At 51.0% G+C, this 12,933-nt stretch carries 15 protein-coding genes; 10 read left to right on the top strand and 5 right to left on the bottom strand.

What is annotated here, in order from left to right; genetic code table 11:
• Positions 1 to 55: 55 nt before the first annotated feature.
• From recF to P156_RS0107970, 4 genes are all read right to left on the bottom strand, one after another.
• Positions 56 to 1,159 (bottom strand): DNA replication/repair protein RecF, encoded by a 1,104-nt coding sequence (recF, locus tag P156_RS0107985; RefSeq protein WP_027869675.1) that lies wholly within the window; start codon positions 1,157 to 1,159, stop codon positions 56 to 58.
• 4 nt (positions 1,160 to 1,163) lie between these two features.
• Positions 1,164 to 2,273 (bottom strand): DNA polymerase III subunit beta, encoded by a 1,110-nt coding sequence (gene dnaN / locus P156_RS0107980; protein ID WP_027869674.1) that lies wholly within the window; start codon positions 2,271 to 2,273, stop codon positions 1,164 to 1,166.
• 153 nt (positions 2,274 to 2,426) lie between these two features.
• Positions 2,427 to 3,791, bottom strand: a complete 1,365-nt coding sequence (dnaA, locus tag P156_RS0107975) for a chromosomal replication initiator protein DnaA (RefSeq protein WP_027869673.1) — start codon at positions 3,789 to 3,791, stop codon at positions 2,427 to 2,429.
• 209 nt (positions 3,792 to 4,000) lie between these two features.
• Positions 4,001 to 5,065, bottom strand: a complete 1,065-nt coding sequence (locus P156_RS0107970) for a PTS transporter subunit IIC (protein WP_027869672.1) — start codon at positions 5,063 to 5,065, stop codon at positions 4,001 to 4,003.
• A gap of 224 nt (positions 5,066 to 5,289) precedes the next feature.
• Between P156_RS0107970 and P156_RS0107965 the strand changes: the two genes are divergently transcribed.
• From P156_RS0107965 to jag, 6 genes are all read left to right on the top strand, one after another.
• Positions 5,290 to 6,387, top strand: a complete 1,098-nt coding sequence (locus P156_RS0107965; RefSeq protein ID WP_185752171.1) for an ATP-binding protein — start codon at positions 5,290 to 5,292, stop codon at positions 6,385 to 6,387.
• Between the two features lie 102 nt (positions 6,388 to 6,489).
• Entirely contained in the window at positions 6,490 to 6,624 is a 135-nt protein-coding gene (gene rpmH / locus P156_RS0107960) for a 50S ribosomal protein L34 (protein ID WP_027869670.1), read from the top strand.
• A 4-nt stretch (positions 6,625 to 6,628) separates the two neighbouring features.
• Positions 6,629 to 6,967 (top strand): ribonuclease P protein component, encoded by a 339-nt coding sequence (rnpA, locus tag P156_RS0107955; protein ID WP_027869669.1) that lies wholly within the window; start codon positions 6,629 to 6,631, stop codon positions 6,965 to 6,967.
• A complete protein-coding gene (gene yidD, locus P156_RS0107950) occupies positions 6,968 to 7,198 on the top strand; it encodes a membrane protein insertion efficiency factor YidD (RefSeq protein WP_027869668.1) in 231 nt (76 codons plus the stop codon).
• Between the two features lie 16 nt (positions 7,199 to 7,214).
• Entirely contained in the window at positions 7,215 to 7,946 is a 732-nt protein-coding gene (locus P156_RS0107945) for a YidC/Oxa1 family membrane protein insertase (RefSeq protein ID WP_051600840.1), read from the top strand.
• Between the two features lie 48 nt (positions 7,947 to 7,994).
• Positions 7,995 to 8,837, top strand: coding sequence for an RNA-binding cell elongation regulator Jag/EloR (gene jag, locus P156_RS0107940; protein ID WP_027869666.1), 843 nt, complete (start codon positions 7,995 to 7,997; stop codon positions 8,835 to 8,837).
• 385 nt (positions 8,838 to 9,222) lie between these two features.
• Here the strand turns inward: jag and P156_RS0107935 are convergent, their stop codons facing one another.
• Positions 9,223 to 9,741 (bottom strand): hypothetical protein, encoded by a 519-nt coding sequence (locus P156_RS0107935; protein ID WP_185752170.1) that lies wholly within the window; start codon positions 9,739 to 9,741, stop codon positions 9,223 to 9,225.
• A 262-nt stretch (positions 9,742 to 10,003) separates the two neighbouring features.
• Here P156_RS0107935 and acpP point away from each other — a divergent pair, with 262 nt between their 5' ends.
• From acpP to accD, 4 genes are read left to right on the top strand one after another with little or no spacing between them, the layout of a single operon-like run.
• A complete protein-coding gene (gene acpP / locus P156_RS0107930) occupies positions 10,004 to 10,234 on the top strand; it encodes an acyl carrier protein (RefSeq protein WP_027869664.1) in 231 nt (76 codons plus the stop codon).
• A gap of 24 nt (positions 10,235 to 10,258) precedes the next feature.
• Positions 10,259 to 10,705, top strand: coding sequence for an acetyl-CoA carboxylase biotin carboxyl carrier protein (gene accB / locus P156_RS0107925; protein WP_027869663.1), 447 nt, complete (start codon positions 10,259 to 10,261; stop codon positions 10,703 to 10,705).
• Positions 10,699 to 12,087 carry an acetyl-CoA carboxylase biotin carboxylase subunit gene (accC, locus tag P156_RS0107920; RefSeq protein WP_027869662.1) on the top strand — a complete coding sequence of 463 codons (1,389 nt, stop codon included), beginning with the start codon at positions 10,699 to 10,701 and terminating at the stop codon, positions 12,085 to 12,087. The genes accB and accC overlap by 7 nt, the downstream gene beginning before the upstream one ends.
• On the top strand, positions 12,071 to 12,931 hold the full coding sequence (gene accD, locus P156_RS13565) for an acetyl-CoA carboxylase, carboxyltransferase subunit beta (protein ID WP_034802402.1): 861 nt from the start codon (positions 12,071 to 12,073) through the stop codon (positions 12,929 to 12,931). The genes accC and accD overlap by 17 nt, the downstream gene beginning before the upstream one ends.
• The last annotated feature ends 2 nt before the right edge of the window (positions 12,932 to 12,933 follow it).

The raw sequence follows: 12,933 nt of genomic DNA, 5'->3' as shown, positions 1-12,933 counted from the left end.
AAAAAACCCGTTCTAATTCCCGATATGAGTATATGGGAATTGACGGATTTTTCTCTTACCACTCTATATTGTAGGCGTGCCCGTTCTCCACCCGGATCACCTTCGGTTCCTCATACATCTCCAGGATCCCCTCGTCGATGTCTGTCCCGGTGATGAACATCTGATTCTCAGAAAGGCTCATCACCAGATAGGCTCGTCTCTCCTCATCCAGTTCGCTCATCACATCATCCAGCAGAAGTATGGCCTCCTCTCCGGTCTCCTCCCGGATAAAATCCAGTTCCGCCAGCTTCAGTGACAGAGCGCAAGTCCGCTGCTGTCCCTGAGAACCAAAATTTCGAACATTGACACCACCGATGAAAAACTGCATGTCATCCTTGTGGGGTCCCCGGGTGGTGGTCCTTAGCCGCAGGTCATTCTCCAGCGACTTTGCCATCTCCTCCCTGAACAAAGCCTCTCTCTCTTCTTTCCCTTCCTTATATGGGACGTTAGGATCGTAACCGATGGTCAGTTCTTCCTTTCCACCGGTGATCCTCCCATGGATGTCCCCGGAAAACACGTTGATCTTGTCGATGAACTCCTTCCGAAGCCGCATCATTTCACTGCCAAGACGGATGAGCTGCTCGTCCCACACGGAGAGGATGGCTTTGTCCACGCTCTCCTCCTTCAGGTAGGTGTTGCGCTGGAGAAGGGTCTTCTTGTAGTCGGAGAGGATCCTGTAGTAGGAAGGCTTGATCTGTGCCAGTTCGCTGTCGATGAACCGCCTTCTCTTCTCTGGCTCGTCCTTGACGATGCGAAGATCCTCCGGAGAGAAACTGACGATGATGATGTTGTCCAGTATCTCTGAGGTGCGGCGGATGATATTGCCGTCCTTGCGGATGGATTTCTTAAGGCGGCGGTTGATGGTCACCTCTACTTTGGTATCGATGACTTCCTTGCTGCACTCCACCTTCACGTAGGCCTCTTCCTCGCCAAACCTGATCATGTCCGCATCGTGATGCGTACGAAAAGACCTTCCGATGGATGTCAGGCAGATTCCCTCTATGAGGTTGGTCTTTCCCTGGGCATTCGGCCCTATGATGAGATTCACATGCTCATCGAAATCCATCGAAAGATCCTGATAGTTTCTGAAATTCTTGAGTTCTATATTTCTGATATGCATAAAGTTAGTTGATTCTCACCGGCAGAACGATGAACTCGTACTGGTTTCCTTCCAGTGGTTCGATCACACAAGGGGTGATCTGTGTATTGAAATACATTAGGATCTTCTCGTCATCGATCTTCTTCAGTACGTCCATCATATACTGGGCATTGAATCCAATCACCAGATCCTCGCCTTCCTTCTCCACCAGGATGTCCTCCCGGACATTTCCTTCCTCGGAGGTGGAACTGATGGTCACCAGGTTATCGGTGAGATTCATGCGGATCAGGTTGTTCTTGCCGCTTCTGGAGAGGAGAGAGGCGCGCTCGATGCTGTTGAGCAGCTGGACTCTGTCAATGACAAGTCGGATCTTCTTCTCTCTGGGAAGGATATCCTTGTAGCGGATGAACTCGCCTTCCATCAGTTTCAGTTCTGCCTGGGTCTGGTCGAACAGGAAAACGGCTTTCTTCTCGTTCAGATAGAGCCTGCCTGTCTCGTCCTCCCCAACATCGGCCAGGATCTTTCCAATCTCTCCCAGCATCTTCGCAGCGATCACCACATTGCCGGAAGCGCCGGTAACCATGGCGCTCTTGTTGATCGCCATACGGTAGCCATCGATAGCCACCATGTTCATTCCGTCTGGTTCGATTTCCAGCAGAACACCGGTGATGATTCCTCTGGCTTCCTCAATGCTGGCCGCGAATGCGGTCTTCTCGATCATGCTGCTGAACTCTCTCCGGTTGAACTCGATGTATTTGTCTCCTTCCTGTTCCTTGATTCTCTCGGGAAATTCGTCCGGAGACATGCCTACCACCTGAAATTCCGAGTTGGCGGATCGAATGGTGATGTTGAAATCGTCATCGCTTTCGATGGTGATCTCTGAATGGGGCAGCTTGCGGATTATGTCCACAAATAGTTTGGCCATGGCAATGACACTGCCTTCTTCCTGAACATCTGCCTGCATCGTGTTCTGGATAGAGATGTCCAGATCAGATGCGGACATGGTAAGGGTTCCGCCTTCCTTTGCTTCGATAAGGATCCCTTTCATGACCTGAGTGGTGGTCCTTGTGGTCACTGCCTTGGAAACCACAGAGAGTGCTCTCACCAGTTCCTGCTGATCACATGAGAATTTCATAAATAACCTCCGATAATGCCTGTTTATTTTTCTTTTTATTTTTAGTAGTTATAGTAGTAGGGGGTGTGGAAAATGTGGATAAGTCTGTTCCTCTCTGAAAAACAGCCAAATGCTGTTGTCACAAAACTGTGGGCAGAGAGAAATAATTCTTGTTTAGTTATCCACACCGCTGATATCTTTCTTCAGTGTCTCGATGATCTCCCGCAGTCCTGCGTCGGTGGCCATGTCCTTCTGGATCTTGTCGCAGGCGTGCATGACTGTGGTGTAGTGTCTTCCGCCGAAGAGATTGCCAACCTTGGGCAGGGAGTAGTCCGTCATGGTCCGGCAGAGGTACATGGCGATCTGCCTTGGGAACGCTACCTGCTTGGTCCTCTTGGAAGATTCCATATCCGCCACAGTGATATTGAAGTAGCGGCTGACGTGGGTCTTGATCTTCTCCGGGGTAGGGCTGTCGCCGTTGTTCACCAGGATATCCTTCAGGATGCGGCGTGCAAATGCTTTGTCGATGGTCTCGTTCATCAGAAGAGAGTAGGAGATGATGCGGTTGAGGGCACCCTCCAGCTCCCGGATGTTGTCCTTCACCTTCTCTGCAATGAGGCAGATGACCTCGTAGAACTCCTCGGTCATCTCGATGTTGCTGTTCTCCGCCTTCTTCATGAGGATGGCGACCCGTGTCTCGTAGTCTGCAGGCATCAGCTCCGCGATCATGTTCCAGGCGAACCGGGAACGAAGTCTCTCGCTGAGCATGTTCAGCTTGTTGGGCGGGCGGTCACTGGAGATGACGATCTGCTTGTTGGAATCGTAGAGTGTATTAAATGTATAGAAAAACTCTACCTGTGTCTCTTCCTTACCTTCCAGGAACTGGATGTCGTCGATGAGGAGGACGTCTACTTCTCTGTATTTCTCCTTGAATTCTCTGGTCTTGTTCTCCCGGATAGCCTTGATGAACTCGTTGGTGAACATCTCCGAGGAAACGTAGAGGACGTTGATGTCATCGTTGTGTTCCAGAAGGTAGATGCCAATGGCGTGCATCAGGTGTGTCTTTCCCAGGCCGGATCCTCCGTAGATGAAGAAGGGATTGTAGGCTTCCGAGGGGGATTCCGCTACAGCAAGGGCTGCCGCATGGGCATACTTGTTGCTGCTTCCTACCACAAAGTTATCAAAGTTGTACTTGGGGTTGAAGATCTTCTCCCTGCCAAGTTCCTTGATGACCTTGGTGACCCTGGTGCGTTGGTTCTGAGGCTGTGGTTTCTCCTTGTCGTACTGATCGCTGGTCTTGACGACCACGCGGTACTCCTCGTTCATTACTTCCTTCAGCGTGTTCTGCAGCATCTGGATGTACCGTTTCTTTAGAATGTTGACAGTAAAATCCTCCTTCGCCTCGATGTACACGATGCGGAGGTTGTCGTCGATCATCCTGATGTGTGCAGGAAGGAACCATGTATTATAACTGATCTGAGAAGTGTCATTGCGGATGATATCCAGGACATCAGCCCAGATGGTTTCTGTATTGCTCATAGTACTTGTCTCCCATTTCATAGACACTTCTTATTGTACCTAATAAGTTATCCACATACAAGTGCATTTTTCACATTCTTGAAAATTCACGATTGAGTAAAGTTATCCACATATAGTGGATAAAACTGTTCATAAGTGTGCACGAGATCTCGATCACAAAGAAAAGAGACTATCTCTTTTGAGATAGCCCCTTCTTCGATGATCGCTATTTACATCGCCAGCTTCTGATCGCCGTCTTTGATCCAGCCGGCGCTGTACATGACTTTGTAGAATACATAAGACAGCACCGCCGGCAGGACTACCTGGACTAAGATCATCTTGAAGAACACCCCTCCGGTGAATCCCATATCGGTCAGAGTCATGATCTGCCCCACCAGACCTGAGGTACCCATGCCGGCTCCTGCCGCGTTGTTGGTCATCTTGAAGATGCAGGTGCTGATGGGTCCTGTGATGGCCGCCGCCAGTGTGGGAGGGATCAGGATCAGCGGGTGCATGACGATGTTCGGTACCTGCAGCATGGAGGTGCCGATTCCCTGGGAGACAAGTCCGCCCACGCCGTTATCCTTGTAACTTGCGATGGCAAATCCTACCATCTGGGCACAGCATCCCGCGGTAGCTGCCCCTGCAGCCAGACCTGTCAGATCCATCATGATGCAGAGCGCTGCCGAAGAGATCGGTGCTGTCAGCACCAGTCCTACTACGACGGAGATGAAGATGCCGAACCAGAAGGGCTGCCACTCACAGGCGGCCTCGATGATATCTCCCAGTTTCAGCAGGCACCATCCCAGGCCAGGTCCCACAAGCTTGGCGGTGATACCGCCCATGATCAATGATACCGCAGGCGTCACCAGGATATCTACCTTGGTTTCCTTGGAGACCATCTTGCCGAACTCGGCGGCTACGGCAACAGCGATGAATGCTCCGGCGGGTCCGCCGTTTGATTCGATTCCAAATCCGGTGAAGGTGGCACCCATCTGTCCTACTACTGCGCAGGAGAAGAGTACCAGTGGCGGTGCTTTCAGCGCATGAGCGACTGCCACGCCGATGGCCGGTCCCATCATACCCATAGCGGTGGTTCCGATGAGGATCAGAAATGCGATGACTGTCGATTCCTCTGTCACCCCCGGTATGTGACAAAGCTGTTCTCCTATTGTCTTCAGGATCAGTCCGATCAGAAGGGAGGCGAACAGCCCCAACCCCATGGCAGACAGTGCATCCTGCACGTATCTCTTGACAGAGATCTCGATGTCTTTCCTCTTAAAAAAATCAGTCATTCTATTTTCCTTTCTATATACTTACAGAAAAATGACACACCCTTGTGCGCCAGCATTACAACTATAACAGATGTATATACAACTGTCAAGACAGTTAAAATTATGAATATGTAGTATACGTGGACATTCGTTGCAATATCTTTTTTCCTATGTTATTATGTAGGTGAAATAAAATGAAAAAATGTGAAAGAAAGTGAAATTGCATGAAAGTCAGTGACATCGTAATGCCGAAACATGAAAAGAAAAATCCTTTCCGACCGACCTTTGGCAGCATTCCTGTTTCTATTGCAGGAAGAGAAGACATCATGTTGGATATTCTGGATGGTCTGAGAAATAAACCAGGAGATCCAAACAGATCCTGTATCTTTTCGGGGCCCAGAGGAACGGGGAAAACCGTTCTATTGACTGCCATCGCCAATATTGCAGAGTCGGAAGGCTGGATCAGTGTGAACGTAACGTCCGGTCAGGACATGCTAAAGGAAATATTGCTGCAGGTGAAAGAGAAAGCTTCTCACATACTTACTCCCGCTGCCAAAGCGAGGATATCCGGACTTTCCATAGGAGGAGTCGGGTTTTCGGTTACCTACAAGGAAGAGCCCACTTCCTGGAGAATAGAAATGACCAGGATATTGGAGGAACTGGAACATAACGAAACAGGTCTTCTGATCACAGTGGATGAGATTTCTTCTCATCAGGAGGAGTTGAAGATCCTCATCGATAATTACCAGCATTTTGTCAGAGAAAACAGAAACATTGCGCTTCTCATGGCAGGCCTTCCTCAGCAGGTATCAACTCTCCTTCAGGAAGATCGCATATCCTTTCTACGAAGAGCCTTTCTCCACGAGATGGGGATGATCCCTGTTGACGATGTTGCACAGGCAATTCGGGAAACCATAGAGGAAGGCGGCAGAAGAATCGAAGACAAGGCTTTGTGGAACGCTGCCGAAAAGACAGGGGGCTTCGCTTTTCTGATCCAGCTCCTCGGCTATCATATGTGGCGGCAAAGTCCTGAAAACGAAGAGATAACATCGATCGATGTTGAGAGAGCTTATGAAGTCGCAAGACGGCAGATGGAGAGGACAATCTTTGAGGTCACTAGCAGAGAACTTACGGGAAGAGAACACGAGTTTCTTTCGAAAATGACAGAAGATGATGAGGAGAGCAGGGTCTCCATAATTGCAAAACGTATGGAGATCAGTGCAAACAATGCCACCAAGATCAAGAGAAGACTTCTGGATCAGGGGCTGATCAGGGAGACCGGAAGGGGGAGGGTCGCTATCGATGTACCGCTGCTGAAGGAATACCTGATCAATAAGTCTTGACTTTTCCTATACCAGAAAGTATAATTGAACAGTATGCGTGCACATATTGGAATTTAGATTGTGCAAAAATAGTTATTTTTCAGATTCAATGGAGGTTTTACAATGAAACAGACATATCAGCCAAAGACAAGGCAGAGAAAGAAAGAGCACGGATTTCGTAAGAGAATGGCAACCAAGAACGGACGCAACGTCCTCAAGAGAAGAAGACTCAAGGGAAGAAAGAGCCTGTCCGCATAGGAAGATGCGTGCAGACGATGTGCTGCGTTACCAGAAGGATTTCGACCGGGTCTATCGGAGAGGGAAATCCGTTGGCGACAGGTATGTGGTCATTTTCTATGGAAAGAACGGGAAAGATCATAGCCGGCGCGCTTTTCTGGCCAGCAAGAAGGTTGGCAACAGCGTACAGCGTAACAGGGCCAGGCGCCTCATGAAGGAATCGATGCGGACAGCGAACATAGAACTTCCTGCCGGATACGATTTCATCTTCATCGCCCGGAACACCATTACCGACGCCAAGTGTCAGCAAGTGCAGAAGTCGATCCGTTTCGCCCTCCGGCGAACGGGCGTGGTGAAAGTATAGATGAAGTACATCAGTGGATTTTTTGGAAAAATACTGATTCTTCTGGTGAGATTCTATCAGATCTGCATCTCACCCCTGTTTCCTGCGACATGCAGGTTCTATCCCACGTGTTCTGCTTATTTTATCCAAGCCGTCCAGAAGTACGGCCCCATCAAAGGTACCTGGCTGGGTATCCGCAGGATACTTCGCTGTCATCCATGGAACCCGGGAGGGTATGATCCTTTGAAGTAATGGAGGAAAGTATTTAATGAATATTTTTGGCATATTGGCCATGCCTCTGTCCTATGCGCTGCAAGGTCTCTATGAGATCCTGGGCAACTACGGAATATCACTGATCATATTGACGGTGATCATCAAGCTGCTGCTGTACCCGCTGTACAAGAAGCAGATCATGTCCACCATGGGCATGAGTGAGATGGCCCCCAAGATGCAGGCGATCCAGAGGCAGTACGCCAATGACAAGGAAAAGATGAATGAAAAGATCTCTGAGCTCTACAAGGAGGAGGGCGTCAACCCCATGGCGGGCTGTCTCCCCATGTTCATTCAGATGATCATCATCATGGGCCTGTTCCAGCTTCTCCGCTATCCGCTGCAGTATCTGTCCTCTGAGGACATGGTGTTCGCGGTGCACGAGAGTTTTCTGTGGATCAACGACCTGGCACAGCCGGATCCGTGGATCCTGCCGATCCTTGCGGGTATCGCCACGTTTATCTCTTTCTGGATGTCCTCCAACAACGGCAGCATGCCGGGCGGATCCCAGAGCAACGCCATGATGTTGGTGATGAGATATGGATTCCCGATCATGATCGTATGGCTGGCCAAGACCTATCCTGCCGGACTGGCATGGTACTGGTTCATCAGCCAGTTCATTCAGATTTTCTATAACATCCGCTTCAATCAGCTTCGCAAGAAGGCCCGTGAGAAGAGCGAAGAGAAAATGAAAAAGAAAAAACACAAGAAGAAGGCGGTGAGAGCGTAACCGGCTCTCTCTGCACAAAGCCTTCTTTTCAAGGAGAAATCAGATAATATGAGAGAAGTAGTAAAATACGGCGATGACATCGATGCGGCGGTGGAACTTGCTTTGATCGACCTGAGAGCTACCCGGGACGAGGTGGAGGTCGAGCTTCTGGAGGAGCCCAGCAGGGGATTCTTCGGAATCGGTTCCAAACTCGCAAAGGTTAAGGTCTCTCTCAAAGAACAGGAACCGGAGGAACCAGAAGTAGTGCTCCCGGAAGAGGTTCCTGAAGTGACAGAGACTGCCGGGGAGACAGTCTTTGTGGAGGAGCCCGAAACGGTCACAGAGAAGCCTGCCCGCAAGAGTCATTCCAGAAAGAGAAACAAACGGAAAGACAAGAAGGAAGAACTGCCCAGAAATCCCAAGCTCGACGAGCTGGATTTCCATAAGGTCATGGATCCACTTCCGGAAGTCGAGGAACATCCTGCGATGACCTTCCTGGAGGAGGTCGTAGAGAAGATGGGTCTGAAGGTCGACATGAAGACCAAGGCGGATGCCGAGAACGTCTACGTGGAGATCAGCGGACATGATTCCGGGACCATCATCGGAAAGCGCGGACAGACCCTGGATGCCATCCAGTATCTGACCAGTCTGGTAGTGAACAAGAACAGCGAGAACTACATCAAGGTCGTTGTGGACGCTGAGAACTACCGGTCTAAGAGAGAGCGGACACTGGAACAGCTGGCCCACAAGCTGGCCGGCAAGGTTGTCCGCACCAAGCGCAGCGTCAAGCTGGAGCCCATGAACCCATATGAGAGAAAGGTCATCCACGCCACCCTGCAGGATCACCCCAGTGTGACCACCAGAAGCGAGGGAGCCGATCCTTACAGAAGGGTCATCATCGAACTGAAGTAACGGAAGGCAACCAAAGAATACGATAAAGGAGATGTTGTACTGCACAGCATCTCCTATTCATTTTGATTTCTTCCACACACTCCTTTTCTTTCAGCAGAGACAAAACGGATTGTGACAAGTAGACCGATCCCTCTCCGTTGTTATAGCGATGGTTACTATCCGTAATATTGGATAAGAAAAAATACAGAAACCCATATAAAAACAGAACTCACTTTTCCGCTTACTCTCATAGTGAAGTTCTTGATTTGATGATCAAAGAATCTCCAACTTAGTACCATTAAAACTCCAAATCCAAAAAAAATGATGAAATGAAATAATATAGTCTCTTTCTCCAACAATCTTCCCATTTCCCATAGTGCTGCGTTTATCGCGCATACTAGAGGGATCAAACATTGAAGGAGTGTTTTTTGATTGAAAGGTATTGGTTCCCAACGAGAAAGATAGCACCAGAAGCAAGTCCTGCCGGAGTATTTGCTATACCGATCAAGCCTGAAACGACATATTCGACACTTTGGCCGGCAAAACTGTTTTCGCTTTTGTTTCGCCATTTTCTGACTTGATTTTTTGTCAGGTATAATGTTCGGGTCTTATTGGGGTGAGGATTAGGATCTACAATATAGACAACTCCCGGCTCAACAAGAAGCTTTTCTTCGTCTGCTTTGTTATTATGTTCGGAACAGTACTCTTCAGAGGTGATCAGCCTGTAACCTTTTGACATGTTGAAATTGAAAGTATATTCCCTGGGAGCATCTTTACTCTTGATTGTTATGAGTTCTCTAAAACCATCTAAGGGTATGCCCTTTTTTGCTGTCAACTCTTTCGGAAGAGACATACCGATTTTTGTGCCCTCGTCATCTTCCATTGTAATATAATCATCGCTCTCCTTGGGAATCGTTGTCGTCACATCGCCAGAATTATCAACATAACTGTGTTTTACAATTCTCTCCTATGGTAACAAAACCTGACTAACGTCCTACTAATCCTCTGTGGCATAAAAAGAGCCGGAGTGGTACAAAGTGTATCGCCCCGGCGTTAGTGTATCGTTTTTCACCATTGTTTTAAAAAACATGTTGACAATATCCTCAGATGCGTGTATTATACTTAAAGTATTTTAGTTAAAAGTATTTAGATAAAATTTCAAAACAAATCGTGAGGAGGAAACAGATATGTTATTTGAACAGGTTAAGGAGACGATGGTAGAGACACTGAACTGCGACGAGGAGAAGATCGTACCGGAGGCATCTATTGCTGACGATCTGAACATCGATTCTCTGGACGCAGTGGAGCTGGTCATGGCGCTGGAAGAGAAACTGGGCGTCCGGATCCCGGATCAGGAGCTGGAGAATCTGAAGCAGGTGAAGGACATCGTGGCCTGCATCGAGAAGTATCGCGGATAATGACCTTGGGGAAGTGATGTTAGGATGAGATACGAAGAGATCGACGCGCTGATCAGACGGTTCGAGGAATCGTCGCTCAGCGTTTTGGAATATGAGGAGGATGCTTACCGGGTACGGTTGGAGCAGAAGGGGAACGGCAATGCTGACAAGACGGGAGGTCCCTCCGGCGACGTCAGGAAAGAAGTTGCCGGCGGCGAACCAGAGGAAGAGCCAGCCACAGAAGCCGAAGAGAAGCAGGCGATCCGCTCCCCCATCATCGGCACCTTCTATAGCGCGCCTTCTCCGGATGAGCCAGCCTTTGTCCAGGAAGGAGACACGGTGAAGGCAGGCGATGTGGTAGGCATCGTAGAAGCCATGAAAGTCATGAACGAGATCAAGGCTCCTTTTGACTGCCGGATCACAGAGGTCCAGGTCGCCGATGGCGCCATGGTCGAGGTGGGCAGTGCTTTGTTCGAGGTGGAACCATGCTGAAGCGGGTACTGATCGCCAATCGAGGAGAGATCGCCGTGCGGATCCAGCGGGCCTGTAGAGACCTGAACATCGACACCGTGGCCGTCTACACGGAGAGTGACCGCGACTCCCTGCACACCATGCTGGCGGACAAGGCCGTCTGCATCGGCACGGAAGCGGCAGACAACGGGTATCTGAACATGCAGAACCTGATCGAAGCGGCGGTACTGACCGGCTGCGAGGCGATCCACCCCGGGTTTGGGTTTCTCTCTGAGAGCCCTGCCTTTGCGGCCGCCTGTGAAGAGAACGGGATCCGGTTCATAGGCCCCTCTGCGGAGACGATCCGCCTTCTGGGGGACAAAGCCCAGGCCCGGGACACCATGAAGAAGGCCGGCGTCCAGGTCGTGCCGGGATCAGATGGTCCTGTGGACACCGTGGCAGAGGCGGAGCGCATCGCCGGGCAGCTGGGATTTCCGGTACTGGTCAAGGCTTCCGCAGGGGGAGGCGGACGCGGGATGCGTATCGCCAGGGACGAGACTCAGGTTCGGACGGCCTTTCTGGAGGCGAAAACAGAGGCCGGCAGCAGCTTCGGCGATGATACGGTCTATCTGGAGAAGTTGATTTCCCATCCACGGCACGTGGAGTTTCAGATCCTGGCCGACGAGGAGGGGCACGTCATCCATCTTGGTGAGCGGAACTGCTCGATTCAGAGAAGGAACCAGAAGATGCTGGAAGAAGCCCCCGACTGGAACCTGTCCGAAGAGATGCGGACACGCATGGGACAGGACGCTGTCCGGGCGGCCAAGGCAGCCGGCTACAGAAACGCCGGGACGGTAGAGTTCATCGTAGACGGAGAGAATTATTACTTTATTGAGATGAATACACGGCTGCAGGTGGAGCATCCGGTCACGGAGATGGTGACCGGGGTCGACCTGGTCAGAGAGCAGCTTCGGATCGCTTCCGGCCTGCCTCTTTCCCTGCGGCAGGAGGATGTCCACATCAACGGGCACGCCATCGAGTGCAGGATCTGCGCAGAAGATGTGTTCAGGGACTACGCTCCTGTGCCGGGCCAGGTGGAGTTTCTACATCTGCCTGCCGGGGCCGGTGTCCGGGTCGACAGCGCCCTGTACAGCGGCTGCGGGATCAGTCCCTTCTACGACTCCATGATCTGTAAGTTGATCGTTCATGGTGATACCAGACTGGAGGCGGTGAGAAGGATGCGCCGGGCGCTGGGCGAAACCATCATCCAGGGGCTGAAGACAACGCTGCCGATCCATCACCTGATCCTGTATCACAAAGCTTTCCTGAGAGGGAAGTATGACACAGGGTTCATGGAGCAGTTTGGACAGGAGCTGCTGGATATGTACGAGGCAGCAGGAGGGAAGAATGAATCCATTTCGTGAGCGAAGAGAGATATTGAGATCCATCAGCCACGTGGCCAGATCAAGCAAGCCGCCAGAGCAGCAGGCCTGGGAGCACCGTCCCCTTGCCTGCCGCAGATGCGGCGAGGTGTATTCCATGGGGCAGTGGAGTGAGAACATGTATGTATGTCCTGCCTGTGGTCAACATGAGCCGGTATCGGCCAAAGCCCGGATCCGGATGACGGTGGATGCCGGAAGTTTCCGTGAGTTCAATCGCGGAAGGACCAGTCGGGATCCTCTCCAGTTTCCGGATTACAAGGAGAAACTGCGGGAGCTGCGGAAGCAGACCGGACTCAAGGAAGCAGTGATCACGGGAACGGCGAGGATCGATGGTGTTCGCACAGTGCTTTGTGTCATGGATAAGCGGTTTCTGATGGCAAGCATGGGGACCGCGGTGGGAGAGAAGATCTCCCTGGCTTTTGAATATGCGACAAAGAAAAAACTGCCGGTGGTCGTTTTCGCGGCATCCGGTGGTGCCAGGATGCAGGAGGGGATATTCTCTCTGATGCAGATGGCGAGGACCAGCGCTGCTGTAGCCCGGCATGATGAAGCCGGGCTTCTGTATATCGCTGTGCTGACCCATCCTACCACGGGCGGGGTGACGGCCAGTTTTGCCAGCCTGGGGGACATCACCCTGGCAGAGCCGGGAGCGCTGATTGGGTTTGCCGGCCCCCGGGTGATCGAGCAGACCATCGGAGAGACACTGCCGGAGGGATTCCAGAGCGCAGAGTTTCAGGAAGAGAAGGGGTTTGTGGACAGGATCACAACGAGACAGGAGATGCGGGAAGTGCTGGGACGGCTTCTGCGGATCCATAGCAGGAGGTGAAT

Source organism: Eubacterium sp. AB3007 (assembly GCF_000688015.1).
Classification (GTDB): Bacteria; Bacillota; Clostridia; order Peptostreptococcales; family Anaerovoracaceae; genus Aminicella.
Note: the sequence above shows the minus strand (reverse complement) of the source record. Positions and strands in the feature narration are given on the sequence as shown.

What these genes read in the sequence shown, in the direction of transcription:
- recF (WP_027869675.1), bottom strand. Translation starts at nt 1,159, where the DNA reads ATGCATATCAGAAATATAGAACTCAAGAATTTCAGAAACTATCAGGAT.
- dnaN (WP_027869674.1), bottom strand. Translation starts at nt 2,273, where the DNA reads ATGAAATTCTCATGTGATCAGCAGGAACTGGTGAGAGCACTCTCTGTG.
- dnaA (WP_027869673.1), bottom strand. Translation starts at nt 3,791, where the DNA reads ATGAGCAATACAGAAACCATCTGGGCTGATGTCCTGGATATCATCCGC.
- P156_RS0107970 (WP_027869672.1), bottom strand. Translation starts at nt 5,065, where the DNA reads ATGACTGATTTTTTTAAGAGGAAAGACATCGAGATCTCTGTCAAGAGA.
- P156_RS0107965 (WP_185752171.1), top strand. Translation starts at nt 5,290, where the DNA reads ATGCCGAAACATGAAAAGAAAAATCCTTTCCGACCGACCTTTGGCAGC.
- rpmH (WP_027869670.1), top strand. Translation starts at nt 6,490, where the DNA reads ATGAAACAGACATATCAGCCAAAGACAAGGCAGAGAAAGAAAGAGCAC.
- rnpA (WP_027869669.1), top strand. Translation starts at nt 6,629, where the DNA reads ATGCGTGCAGACGATGTGCTGCGTTACCAGAAGGATTTCGACCGGGTC.
- yidD (WP_027869668.1), top strand. Translation starts at nt 6,968, where the DNA reads ATGAAGTACATCAGTGGATTTTTTGGAAAAATACTGATTCTTCTGGTG.
- P156_RS0107945 (WP_051600840.1), top strand. Translation starts at nt 7,215, where the DNA reads ATGAATATTTTTGGCATATTGGCCATGCCTCTGTCCTATGCGCTGCAA.
- jag (WP_027869666.1), top strand. Translation starts at nt 7,995, where the DNA reads ATGAGAGAAGTAGTAAAATACGGCGATGACATCGATGCGGCGGTGGAA.
- acpP (WP_027869664.1), top strand. Translation starts at nt 10,004, where the DNA reads ATGTTATTTGAACAGGTTAAGGAGACGATGGTAGAGACACTGAACTGC.
- accB (WP_027869663.1), top strand. Translation starts at nt 10,259, where the DNA reads ATGAGATACGAAGAGATCGACGCGCTGATCAGACGGTTCGAGGAATCG.
- accC (WP_027869662.1), top strand. Translation starts at nt 10,699, where the DNA reads ATGCTGAAGCGGGTACTGATCGCCAATCGAGGAGAGATCGCCGTGCGG.
- accD (WP_034802402.1), top strand. Translation starts at nt 12,071, where the DNA reads ATGAATCCATTTCGTGAGCGAAGAGAGATATTGAGATCCATCAGCCAC.